Source organism: Celerinatantimonas sediminis (assembly GCF_046054195.1).
In the GTDB taxonomy this organism is placed as follows: domain Bacteria; phylum Pseudomonadota; class Gammaproteobacteria; order Enterobacterales; family Celerinatantimonadaceae; genus Celerinatantimonas.
In genome coordinates this window covers 82,491-95,358 of the sequence record NZ_JBEQCS010000015.1, presented here as the reverse complement: position 1 = coordinate 95,358, position 12,868 = coordinate 82,491, and the positions used below count along the sequence as shown (strand labels likewise).

General features: G+C 36.5%; 9 protein-coding genes. All 9 read right to left on the bottom strand.

Annotated elements, in window-relative coordinates; translation table 11 throughout:
- Position 1 precedes the first annotated feature (1 nt).
- Positions 2–2,260 carry a type VI secretion system Vgr family protein gene (locus ABTQ23_RS15925; protein ID WP_408616734.1) on the bottom strand — a complete coding sequence of 753 codons (2,259 nt, stop codon included), beginning with the start codon at positions 2,258–2,260 and terminating at the stop codon, positions 2–4.
- Between the two features lie 22 nt (positions 2,261–2,282).
- Positions 2,283–4,907 (bottom strand): type VI secretion system ATPase TssH, encoded by a 2,625-nt coding sequence (tssH, locus tag ABTQ23_RS15920; protein ID WP_408616733.1) that lies wholly within the window; start codon positions 4,905–4,907, stop codon positions 2,283–2,285.
- 41 nt (positions 4,908–4,948) lie between these two features.
- A complete protein-coding gene (gene tssG / locus ABTQ23_RS15915; RefSeq protein WP_408616732.1) occupies positions 4,949–5,968 on the bottom strand; it encodes a type VI secretion system baseplate subunit TssG in 1,020 nt (339 codons plus the stop codon).
- Positions 5,932–7,662 carry a type VI secretion system baseplate subunit TssF gene (gene tssF, locus ABTQ23_RS15910; RefSeq protein ID WP_408616731.1) on the bottom strand — a complete coding sequence of 577 codons (1,731 nt, stop codon included), beginning with the start codon at positions 7,660–7,662 and terminating at the stop codon, positions 5,932–5,934. The genes tssG and tssF overlap by 37 nt, the downstream gene beginning before the upstream one ends.
- A gap of 6 nt (positions 7,663–7,668) precedes the next feature.
- A complete protein-coding gene (gene tssE, locus ABTQ23_RS15905; protein ID WP_408616730.1) occupies positions 7,669–8,088 on the bottom strand; it encodes a type VI secretion system baseplate subunit TssE in 420 nt (139 codons plus the stop codon).
- A 52-nt stretch (positions 8,089–8,140) separates the two neighbouring features.
- Positions 8,141–8,623, bottom strand: a complete 483-nt coding sequence (gene tssD / locus ABTQ23_RS15900) for a type VI secretion system tube protein TssD (RefSeq protein ID WP_408616729.1) — start codon at positions 8,621–8,623, stop codon at positions 8,141–8,143.
- Positions 8,624–8,706: 83 nt separating this feature from the next.
- The gene (tssC, locus tag ABTQ23_RS15895; protein ID WP_408616728.1) at positions 8,707–10,194 is read right to left on the bottom strand and encodes a type VI secretion system contractile sheath large subunit; all 1,488 of its coding nucleotides are present in this window, start codon (positions 10,192–10,194) and stop codon (positions 8,707–8,709) included.
- A 2-nt stretch (positions 10,195–10,196) separates the two neighbouring features.
- Positions 10,197–10,688: a type VI secretion system contractile sheath small subunit gene (gene tssB / locus ABTQ23_RS15890; RefSeq protein WP_408616727.1), complete on the bottom strand. Its 492-nt coding sequence runs from the start codon at positions 10,686–10,688 to the stop codon at positions 10,197–10,199.
- A gap of 41 nt (positions 10,689–10,729) precedes the next feature.
- Positions 10,730–12,301, bottom strand: coding sequence for a type VI secretion system protein TssA (gene tssA, locus ABTQ23_RS15885; protein ID WP_408616726.1), 1,572 nt, complete (start codon positions 12,299–12,301; stop codon positions 10,730–10,732).
- Positions 12,302–12,868: the final 567 nt, after the last annotated feature.

Genomic DNA, 12,868 nt, shown 5'->3' with positions numbered 1-12,868 from the left:
ATTATAATATTTCTTGTTCGTCAACAATAGTACTTGAGCTGTCCACTATAGTAGATTGAGAATCTGCAGTGACTGTCATAGTAGATGCGCTATTAGTTTGATCCGTATAGCTTTGACTTAATTCATCTCCAATCTGTGTCTTACTCGAAACTGTCTCAGTTTGCTTATTAATAACAGTATTTTGTGTTGTTATTGTATCTTTTTTATTTTCGGCTGTATTTTTTTCACTTTCCGATATATTTTCTCTTTTTTGCGAATAGTCCTTTTGATCATCATTAGCTGTAACTACTGAATCATTTGATTTACGTACTGTTTCATCTAGCTCTGTTTTATCCTCGGATGATTCAACTAATTTACCTGTCGATTTAAGTTTTGAACGGAAATATTCTACTTTATCATCGACAAACTCAGCAGCTGATTTTTTAATAGATTTGGCGGAAGGAATACATTTAAAATCATCTTTTTTAAATGTGTGTTGGTATTTTGGATTTATTGTCAATGCCCCTCCAAAAGAAAAATCTTCCTTTAATCCCACCAAAATACTCAAATTATTTCCTAATGTAATCGATTCAATAGGTCCATAAGAAAATGAAAATCTACTTGCCATAAACTCTTTTATCTTGTCTGCATACGATTCTATATTGCTATCACTACTTATAGTTACACCATTACTATCACCGGTACCAGAAAACAGGCCAAGTTTATCAGGGTCATTATAAGCCCCGATACGCATCCACGAATTAGAAGTAGGCGATTGCATTAAAATTCGTTGTGAACCATCTTTATCTTCTATATGAATCTTATTTTGTCCAGCCGTCGTAATTTTACTCATAGTCTGATTTGCATCAGTAACTTGACTTGGCATCTCTGGATTTGGCACAGCCGCCTGAATAATGGGCCTATCTGGGTCGCCATCAATACATGTAAGCAATACTTCAGTACCTTTATGTAGTGGGAAATGCATGCCATGATCCGCCCCCCCGTATGGCTGGGCCATACGAAACCAGGCCGTGGCTTTTCCACCCGTTCGCCCCGATAAATCTAAGGGTAAAATAACTTTATAACGACCTTGGTCATCTAATTCTGCATATTTTCCAGAACCTGCTGCATCAATTTTCGCGTTCATCGAACCAAAAAATTTAGATTTTTCAGTTTTACATTCAGCTCGATATTGAGTCGTAGATGGAATACACGCAAAAGAATTATAGTAATAAAGGCCTTTTCCATCAGAGGATAACGAAATGCCTAATCCATTAGTTAAGTATGATTCCTGATTTCCCTCATGAGTTACTTCAATCGTTAGATATTGTTGATTAAAATCGCTGCGGTAATGTCCTTTAAGATTAAAAATGTAACCAGGGCGAATATAAGGCACTGACGACTCAGCATGAAAAATCTTTTGACGACAACGGATTTCGTCAGCTCTTACTTCTGCAAGCTGATTTCCTTCGTCTATGGTTTGAAAATGCTCGCCATAAATATACACTTCACCAATACCAGAAGAGCTCACAGTCGCTTCACATTTAAGCTCTAAACTAGGCTTTTGATAATTATAATCTTTAAGTAAAACTTTTTTTGGTAGTGGTTTTTGCGATAATATAAATGTATTCAGCATCTCATCCTTTTGTGCATAATCTAAATTAGTTGGTGCTGAATAAGTGAGATCATGCCCCTCGGTCATGGGTGAATGAGCAATATGAGTATCTGTAATAATCAACTTTTCATTTTGCTCATCTTGCTCAAAATAATAATACATACCATTTTTCTCTAACCAACGAGAGACAAAGGCAAAGTGAGACTCATTATATTGGCATATATACTCTTTAGTAGGGTAAGTTTTCTGAAGTTTAAATTCAAAATCCACCCCCTGATTTAATCCAGCATCTTTTAAATCATCGCTAATAAATTCATTTGCTGATTTATCTAGAAAAATTTGGTTATGTTGCGTTTGTGTTGCTCGCCATAACTTAGGAACTAAACTCACTCTATAAAAGTAATAGGTATCAACTTGCTGTAGTTGCTCAATAGAATTAATAATACCGTGATAGCTTAAATCCCCTGATTCCCGTTTAATCGTAAATACAGCTGAATTTTGTAAAATGTCATCAAAATCAATATCATTTTTTAAAGACAATAGCACAATTTCAAATTGATATAATGAAGATAATCCCTCATGACCGGTGAAACGCACAACAGTAAATGTATCATCTGCTATTGCGTTAGAGACAAATGTAAATTTTGGTTGATTACTCTGCGCCATTACCTACTCCTCAAATCAATTATTAATTTGAAAACTCAATCAGGAAAGATTCGTCCTCAGCAACTTTTAAAGTCACTCGAGAAGGCATCCCTCCCTCGGCCATTGCATGTAAAATTTTCTTAGCCATCTGTGGTAATACATTGCTATTAAGTATGTATTCAATGTTTCGCGCTCCTGTCTCAACTTCGGTACAGCGCGAAGCAATTTGATCAATAACCGCTTGGTCATAGTCCAAATGAATTTTATTATTTGCTAACAACATATTGCTGAGTTTGTGTAACTTCAGGCCCACAATTAATTTCATCGCATCAGGATTCAAACTCATAAATGGAACAATTGTCATTCGAGCCAAAAGAGCTGGTTTAAAATGCTGAGATAAAATAGGTCGAATTGCTCCAATAACGCTATCTAATGGGATATCGTCCTCCGCATTAGAAGTCATTTCTTGAATCACATCAGTCGCTAAATTAGACGTTAACAGGATGACTGTATTTCTGAAGTTAATTTCTTTGCCTTCACCATCGGTTAGGACACCTTTATCAAAGACCTGATAAAAAGTATTCATCACATCTAAATGTGCTTTTTCAACTTCATCCAATAACACAACACTATATGGCTGACGACGAACCGCTTCAGTAAGCATGCCACCTTCACCATATCCGACATAACCTGGAGGAGAACCAATTAAACGCGAAACAGTATGTTTTTCTTGAAATTCACTCATGTTGATGGTGACAACTGATTTTTCATTGCCAAAAAGGATATCTGCTAGCGATAGACCTGTTTCGGTTTTACCAACCCCTGAAGGTCCAACTAGTAAGAAAACACCTAGCGGCTGCTGCGGATCTCTAATTCCTGCTTTCGACGCCCGAATAACTTCTGCAATAGCTGACATTGCATGGTCTTGACCTTTGATTCGTTGTTGCAGAAAAGATTCTAACGCAACGACTGTATTGGCTTGATCTCGAGCAAGCTTACCTAGAGGGATCCCCGTCCAATCAGAAACAACTCTGGCAACTAAATCAGGTGTTACTTCAATTGAAATCAAAGACTCATCTGCTTGCAGTTCTTTTAGATGTGCATCAGCCTTGCTTAATTGTTCTTTGAATTTGCTTTGCTCTTGAGAGCAAGCTTCGTGTAATTTTGTCCTTAAATCTAAAACCACTTGGGCTGCTTCTTTTTCTTTAAGCCAACGTTCACGAAGTTTTACCACCGCATCCGTTTTTTCATTTATTTCAGCAAGACAATCGCGATAACGCTCCTCATCAACACAAACTTCATTTAATCTATCTCGATCAACCGCTGCTTGTTCCCGTTTTAAGGCTTGAATACTGCGTTCCATGTCTTCTAGAGAAGCAGGCTTAGCAGTTAAATTAACTTTCACTCGAGCACAGGTTGTATCGAGCAAATCAATTGCTTTATCGGGTAAAAATCGCCCGGTTATGTATCGATCAGAAAGCTGCGCTGCCGCAACCGTAGCATCATCGCGAATAATGACCTTATGTGCTTTTTCATAGCTATCACGAAGTCCACGTAAAATAACGATTGAGGTTTTAACATCCGGTTCTTTTAATTGCACAAGCTGAAAGCGTCTAGCTAAAGCGGGATCTTTTTCAAAATATTTTTTATATTCACTCCATGTCGTTGCAGCACAAGTGCGTAATTCTCCACGAGCTAACGCAGGCTTTAATAGATTGGCAGCATCAGAGCCTCCGGCCGAACCTCCTGCACCAATTAAGGTATGGGCTTCATCAATAAATAATACAATTGGTGATTCGCTGGCTTTGATTTCATCAATAACACCATGGAGTCTATTTTCAAACTCGCCTTTCATGCCAGCGCCTGCCTCGAGTAACCCCATATCTAAACCAAGCAGAGTTACATTTTGTAACACTTCTGGAACATCTTTCTCGACAATACGAAGAGCCAATCCCTCAATAACAGCAGTTTTCCCGACTCCTGGTTCTCCGACTAGAATCGGATTATTTTTGCGACGCCTTGCTAAAATATCGACCATCTGCCGCATCTCTTCATCTCGGCCAAAGACCGGATCAATTTTTCCCTCTTTAGCGCGAGCTGTGAAGTCATTACAGAATCGCTCGATAAACCCACTACCCTCTTTAACCTCAGAATTAGATGACCGGTCCGCGCTAACGGATGATGATGCTTGAGTCTCAATAGAGGCTTTAGCAAGCACCCAGAAATCTTTAAGCAGTGCATCACGGCTCATGGAGCTAAAAAGGCCAACCCAAGCTCCTTCAGCATAGAGATTAGGTTTGGCTAAGAAAGCCAACAAAAGAGCACATGTGCGAATTCGGGTTTGATTCAGATCGACAGAGGCAACCAACCAAGCTTCTTCAAATAATTGAATTAAAAGCGGAGAAAATACTGGCTTGGCAGAATTTCCAACAGGTAAATCTTCTAAAGAGTCAGATAAAGCTGCAAGTAAACGAGAAGCATCAATGCCATAATGCTGAAGAGCAAGTGAAATATCGCATTGCGGAGCCTCTAAACATTTCAATAAAAAGTGCTCCAAAGTAACCCCATAATGCGTACGAGACACACATAAGCCTGCAGCATTTTGCAAGGTACTTGTGCTGAACATGTTTAGTTTTGACAGCAACGCTCTCATATCAACATTTATCACGTTTCACTCCTTATATATGTTTGCTCATTTACCTATTGGCTCTAATTTCGACCGTTTTGAAATACAACTCCGGCATCTTTGAGATGATCAAACGAAAAGCTCCAAGTGTCTTTTCCTAAAGATGACCATTGATTGGCTCCAAGCTCAGCGACAGAAGCCACATCAGCTTTAAGTCTTAAACACAGGTCATATTGAATAGGTTCCAATAGATAACTTTTAACAATGTTATCTATTTCCTTTGCCAATTTTTCTCCGGGTAGCAAATTTAAAAATTGCTCAGAACGAAGTTCTGAAATCACAATTTCTATTTTGCTCATTCGCCCTTGTAACTCTTCTCCCAACCAAGACTGCTCGCCAATACAATTCGCTTGGACGCCTAAACAAAAGCGCTGTTCACTAGGAATTTTTTCGATACTAAGAACACATTGGTTAATAAAAACTGTTGAAATACCTAAAAAGTCTCTTAAATAAGTCTGCAAACCTAACGCACTACGTGGATATTGGGTGAGTAGACCAATATGACGTAATTGCCGACACTCTTGAGGAAAGCTCTCTCTAGTTGAGCTGTTACCATAACCTAATAAACAATTTAGCCATTCGCCCCAACGCTCATCACGCTCTTCAACAGTTTTAATCATGAGCCGAGAGCGGCTCCATACTTTAAAAAATTGAATGTAGTAATCGTTATTTACAATATCGATAAAATCACGAGTAACGGACCGATCTTCAGAAAACTCACTAAGCAGCTCTTCTGTATATATCGTTGGTAAAGGGGAAGATGCGCCATACAGTCCCATAAAAGTAGCTTCAATTAAAAATTGAACATTTTTATTGCCCTGTTCTTTAGTAAAAAGATCCGTTAAGTCTGTTGCTGGAAAACCTAAAGAAAGCTGAGGGCGTACACGCAACTGATCATGGTAAAAAGACTCTAAAGCCTCACCTGTCATATTGTGTGTATGTAAACGTAACAATCGTATAGCCTGATAAAATGAATAACTCTTGGGATTATTCAATAAATCATCTACTACATCAGAGGACGATCGCCGATCATTGCTTTCCAAATGTATGTCTCCTTACTCACAACTTCTTCAACCTTTAACTGGGTAAAACTATTTATTGACGAATACCCGGCAAAGAGCCTGTTAAGAACTGAACAAAACAAAAAAAGATCGCCTTCACTTGCAAATCCATCACGGTTTACCGCTAGATTGATTTCTCTTCCGCGCATTAAAAGGCCTCTAACTATGCGATCTTTCTCCGAGATATTAATATCTGTTATGGCATCAACACGCTTTGAATTAGCCACTACCGAACTCTTATCTGGCGTATCAGAAAAAATATAAAGCTTAGCCATTGCCCTGAGGCTATCGATATCAGCAAGTGATAAATAGTTAATATATAAATGAGAAAGTAATCGCCAAAGTACGTCTCTACCTAAAGGAGGTTGCACAGGTGCCGTAGGTTGGCGAATGTTTTCGAAAGTTGCTAGCTCTGGCGATGTCGCAGTTGCTTTGCAAATATCGCCATATCGTAATTTCGTAGGTAGATTAGAATTAGAACAAGTAAGCGCTATCGAAAGCGTTTCTCTTTTAATGTTCTCATTAGTCGAAGAATAGGCTATCGACAAAAAGATATCGACAAGGTTATGTATTGACGATCTTCGATAATGAACATTATAAATCGGACTATTGGTTACCTGCAGGTTAAACATGTGAAATGGCATATACTCTCGGCCATCCACAGAACCTTGCGCAAACCCCACTACTTTATCAACAGAATAAACTTGAAAATTATCACTATTCTTATTTGAGGGAATAATTCGATATTCTGGTTTTTTATGGTTAAGTATTATGGGATCTGCTTCATGTGCAAATAAATTAATTGCAGGTGCAGCAAAAAGACAAATATCTTTTTCTGAAAATTTTAAAGATGTCGATGAAAGTTCATCAAATTCAAAAATAAATGAAAAATTATCACTAGTGCCTCTTTGAGTCCAACGCTCTAAACCTGTGATATCAAAAAAAAGAAATTTTTCTGGGAGAATAAAATATTCCTGTAAAATTCGATAGCCAGGTAGCGATTGAGATGGATATGGCAATAAACTCTCATCATCTGCATACCCCACCTCTCGTATACAATCCGAGCCAAGCATAGTGACAATTCCCGACTCACTTGCAACGGCAACTGAACGGGTCTTTTTCATTAGAATATGATATCTATCCGCTGCTTGCCCAACTGAACCAACTAAATGAAATCTTAGCGACGAAATATCCCAATCTTTAAGCTGGATACCCTTTAATTGCATATCAATTTTTAATGTTGCGGTATTACCTACATGTTGCGTATATGTCACAGCAGAAATGACAAGTGGGTATAAATCGACATCATATGTTGTAGTAAAAGTACACGGCGTATCTTCGATAGGAATAGAGTTAATCTGAGTTCCTGCTGGTATTTTAAAGTGCTCCAACAGACTTAATTTAGGGGTAAATTTAATAATTGTTGAAGAAGGAATGGGCCGCAAATAATGGGGAAAAATAAGTTGCATAAGGCCATGAACTACCTCAGGAAACTCATCTTCAAGTTTTTGATCGATTAAACCAGATAAAAACGCTGTTCCTTCAAGCAAACGCTCCACATCAGGATCTGTTCCCGGACCGGATAGCATTGACCCTAAAGCAGGATGAGACTGTGCAAACTCTGATGCCAGCTCCCGTAAATGCGTTAATGCTCTTTGATAGTAAATATCGATCATATATGACTAATTCTCTAAAACAGAAATTTTCCCATCAGGGTCAAGTAATGTCTCAAAAATAACGGGAAATGCACTTTTTTCCAGCATAAGCTCCGCTCGTAACTTAAACTGTAACGCCAAAATATTTGTCTCATCGGGAATATACTCAACATGAACATTCTGCAACCGAGGTTCATATTTTGTAATTACTTCAGTCATCGCGATCTCAATATCGCGAACAGCTTCCAACCCTTCCGAACCAACCATGTCACCAAAATCTGGCACACCGAAATCAGGTGCTATTTCGGCATTTCCCTGTTTTGTATTCAAAACCATTCTCAGATAATTAAGAACTGAGTTCACAACGAGGCCTGAATCACCTGCAACTCGATTATCGGGATGTTCTTCATTAAAACGTAAACGCTCTAATAATCGCTGTCTGATCACAATAAACTCCATGAGTATACAGGCAATCAATGGATTCTCTGTTTATTAAAAACTATTGTTCTTGCCAAGAATCTGCGTATTCAATATTCCCGTGAGCAAATGTCCACGTTATTTTAGAATATGTGAAACTAATCTCTTCCATATCTTTAAATGGTTTATTAGATTCATCAAATGTTAATGGTTTATAATGATGAGAACGGACAATGATGGCTTCTTCAAGCTTCACAGTATAATATTTAGATTCTTCACCCGTAGGTGTAATATGATAATAATCAAGTTCAACTGTTAACTGTTCGCCTTTACAACAAGCCTGTTGTAATTTAGGACTAGATTTATCTATATGCTTGGTAATAGTTAAAGGATTATGAATACGCTGTCCAGTTGGCAATCCAGTATGAACATCTTTTGGAATTTCAACCGAATGATCAACAGCATAAACAAGAATTCTTTCTTTTTTCTCACCACCCTGGTTACAGTCTCCTTTTATATCACCTTGACTTTTACCTGTTACTTTTAAATAAGAAGTTAATGGCATTGTAATTACCCCTTTTATTGATATTGTTATTTAACATGCAATAAAGTTAAGTAAAACCTTTATCACTCCGAGTGAATGACTAACTACTCTTTATCAAGTTTACCGACTAATGAAAGGGTGAACGCTGACCCCATATATTTAAAATGAGGACGAGCTTTCAACACGACTTGATACCAACCAGGATCGCCTTCAACATCATGAACATCTATACTAGCCATGCGTAATGGTCGACGACTACGAACACCTGGAGCAGGGTTATCCATTTCCGTAACATACTGAGAAATCCAAGTATTAAGCTCTCGCTCTAAGTCTGCACGTTCCTTCCAAGTTCCAATATTTTCACGTTGAATTACCTTAATATAATGAGCTAACCGATCCATAATCATCATATATGGCAATTGGGTAGATAATTTATAATTTAACTGTGCTTCTTTTCCTTCTTTAGTATTTGGAAAAGTTTTAGCTTTCTGAACAGAATTAGCAGAGAAGAAAGCAGCATTATCGCTTCCTTTGCGCATTGTTAATCCAATAAATCCTGCTTCAGATAATTCAAATTCTCGACGTTCACTGACTAAAACTTGAGTCGATATTTTTGTCTGCATTGCTCCCATAGCTTCATATTGATATAAAGGGAGATCATCAACTGCACCACCGCCTTGAGGGCCGATAATATTGGCACACCAACGATATTTAGCAAACGAATCTGTTAGTTTCGAAGCAAATGCAAATGCTGTATTACCCCAACAAAAATCTTCATCACCATCAGAAACGGTCTCTTTATAATTGAAGTTTTTTATAGGCAACGTGTCTTCGCCATATGGTAAACGCAATAAAAACTTGGGAAGCGTTAAACCTACATTTCTAGAATCTTCAGATTCTCTAAAAGAGTTCCATTTCGCATATTGAGGCATTTCAAAAATAGATTGCAGATCTTTTAAATTAGGCAGCTCACTCCACTTCTCAAGACCAAAGAACTCTGGACCCGCAGCTGCAATAAATGGAGCATGTGACATAGTAGCAACGGAACCAACATATTGCAGGAGCTTAATATCTTGAGGACCCGGATTAAAATCATAATTAGCAATCATGGCACCAAAAGGCTTGCCACCAAACTGCCCATATTCCGCAGTGTAAGCTTGCTTATACAAACCTGATTTAGTGACCTCTGGAGCATCTTCAAAATCGTCGAGAAGATCATCTTTAGACACATTCATCATTTCAATACGAATGTTTTCTCTAAAATCGGTTCTATCCACTAAAAATCTCAATGACCGCCAAGTTGATTCCAACTTTTTAAAATTAGAATCATGAATAATCGAATCCATTTGAATAGATAACTTATCGTCAATCTGAGCTATCATGTCATCAACTAAGCCACCAGAAACCTTTGAAGTTTCCATACCTGGCTTAACTATATTTTCCAAAAAAGCCTGCAAACCAGCTTTAGTAACAGAATACGCCTCATCACTAGGTTTAAGTTTTGTGGCCTCTACAATGTCATCAAGTAGAGAACTTTCACTAGCAGTTTCTGTTGCTTCTTGTTTTTGCGAAGCTAGTCGTTCATCAGCCATGCCTACTCTCCTTCTTCAATTCCAAGTTCTTTGAGCAGCTTAGCCCGAACGCCTTGATCCTGAACTAATTCCTGTACTTTACGTCTAAATTCAGGAACATTTGATAAAGGACTTCTAAGAGCCTTTAATGCTTCTCGAAGTTCCATAAGCTTTTTCAATTCAGGGACTTGTTCAACAATTCTATCTGGATCAAAATCCTTCAAACTTTTTAGCTTTAAGTTAACAGCTAGTTGGGCATCTTCTTCATCAACTAAGTGATTAGAAACATTGAAATTTAGTTCTAAATTTTGAGCTCCAAGAACTTCATCAAAATTATCTTTATCAATATTAATAGGCGTTCTATCTTCAACCATTCGCTCATCTGCTTTTTGTGTAAAATCACTCATCACCAGAAGCTTTAAAGGCAATTCGACTTCTTCTTGGGCACCACCAGTTTCTGGTTTATAAACTATATTGACCCTTTCTTTTGGGGCTATCGTTCCCTCTTTTGCCATCTCAGTCTCCTAATTTTTATTGTGCATTTAAATAGAATTACTTATTGATTGATCATTAATGCTGCCGCTGCATCTATACTGCTTATTTGTAGTAAGGTATTTTCAGCAGCCTCTAGCGATTTATCACTACCTTCTGAAATAAATACTTCGTGAATAACTTTATATCCACTTAATGCTAATTCTGGATCCCAAAGCTCCAACTTCAGTTTTTCAATAACATCTTGTATCTTTTCAACATGAAACAATGCCAAATTATTTTTTCCCATTGAGACAAGAAGTTGAATAAGCGATAGACGTAATTGAAATTTATCTTTCCCAGAACAAGTTTCATTTATCGTAGATTGGATAAATTTTATAGCCTCAATTTTTTTCCCTTCAGAAACTATTTGAGAAAATTTCGACAACGATTTTTGAATGATTGAGTTAGAAGTATTTACAATAGGGACTGAAGATGACTTAGGTTTATCAAAACCTCTTATCCAAGATTTAGTTGCATCATCAGCAAATGGTGTTCCATCAGAAAATAGCATTTGAACAATGGAAGGCATCCGATTAACTAATATTGAAGTTTCCATTTTTATACTTAATTTTGCTTCAGTTGCAATCGTTCCTATTCCCTCTAAGGCATCATATGCCATACGACTAAGATCTAGCCAAAAAACAAATTGATTAACTCGTGACTCGACAGCTCGAATCACTCCCAAATAATCTTTATTTTGATATAACTTTATAATACCAGCCTTTTCTTCAACCTCAGGAGGAGCAATCATTGTTTTGTTATTTTCCGCTGGAGGGGAACTAACAAGAGGCATCCATGCAACAATACGTCTTAATCGACATCCAATAGCATTAGTTGGATCAGTCTTTAAAAAATAATCATCAATATGCTCAAGAGCACTGAGCTGTTGTTTTAACTCATTTCGACATTCATCAAGTGAATCTATACTTTTAGGAGTTTCATCAGTGTTAGAAACAATCAATGTGTCATTTTCTTTAGACGCATCATTCCCAGTTTTAGATAATTCACTAGTGTCAACTTTCTGTGCTATTTCGACAGATTCAGCATCTTCTACAGGAGAGATACTTTCAGTTAGTTCAATCAAATGATGAAGTGAAATAGTATTTTCAGAAATTGCACTTAAAATGTTGTCAAATTTGCAAACTTGCTCTTTTAATTGCAAAGCTAAAGAAGGCTCTATTGGTCCATTATTATAACTTGTTAAATATTTTTCAACTATATCTAACCACCAACTAAGAGAGTTAAATCTTGCTCTCAATCTCTTAACTGGTGGGAATAAACCATCCCAATATTGCTCGACCATATCAGTAATAATAATACAAGATACTAGTAGTCCTTTCATACCATACAAGTGGACTAGAGCCACACCTAAATAACACGCAACTTTTAGATCTTTAGATTTCTGAGAAAGAATTATATGAGCTAATGAAACTACATTATCCCAACTAATGTTGCCACCAGCAGCATTAGCCATTTTGTCAATTTCTGCTTGTAAGGCATCATATTCAGGCTCATATCGAGCATCAGTGCCAACTGTACTAGTTGCACTAATCGGAGTTTTTCCAACCTGCTGCAATTGTTCGAAATCATCCATTAAAAATACCTTATATTAAATATTACTAATATTCTATATTTAGACTTGGTAGACCATCATATTGACAACTGATAAGTAAAATACCAAATAGAGATATATAAAAATGACGATATCAAATATGAGATGTCATTCCTCATACTATATTTGAAAAAAATTATTATCAATAAATCAATTTATTTCAAAAATAATGAAATATATAAATAATCTTCAGTAAGAACAACACCATATAATAAAAATCAAGAAATTTATAACAATTATCAATATAAAAATTATTTATATAGATATAATTTATATAGACATATTCGTTATTATTTAACATTTGGCAAGTATTAATAAGTTTGAAATTAATTCTTTTTTATAAAAAAGAATTAAAACTAATTATCTAAAACAATATATATAACCACATAAAATATATGGTTTATTAATTTTTTATGACAATTTTATATATGGAAATATTATAAAAAATATAAATATGTTAATATTTTTTATATACATATTCGTTATGAAATTGACAATATCAAGAGAATAATTTCAGTTAATAAAATGTCGATCTAAGTCACATAAAAA

Bases quoted from the DNA above. Each gene is read 5' to 3' on its own strand.
- tssF (WP_408616731.1), bottom strand. From the start codon at position 7,662: ATGATCGATATTTACTATCAAAGAGCATTAACGCATTTACGGGAGCTG.
- tssD (WP_408616729.1), bottom strand. From the start codon at position 8,623: ATGCCATTAACTTCTTATTTAAAAGTAACAGGTAAAAGTCAAGGTGAT.
- ABTQ23_RS15925 (WP_408616734.1), bottom strand. From the start codon at position 2,260: ATGGCGCAGAGTAATCAACCAAAATTTACATTTGTCTCTAACGCAATA.
- tssB (WP_408616727.1), bottom strand. From the start codon at position 10,688: ATGGCAAAAGAGGGAACGATAGCCCCAAAAGAAAGGGTCAATATAGTT.
- tssA (WP_408616726.1), bottom strand. From the start codon at position 12,301: ATGGATGATTTCGAACAATTGCAGCAGGTTGGAAAAACTCCGATTAGT.
- tssC (WP_408616728.1), bottom strand. From the start codon at position 10,194: ATGGCTGATGAACGACTAGCTTCGCAAAAACAAGAAGCAACAGAAACT.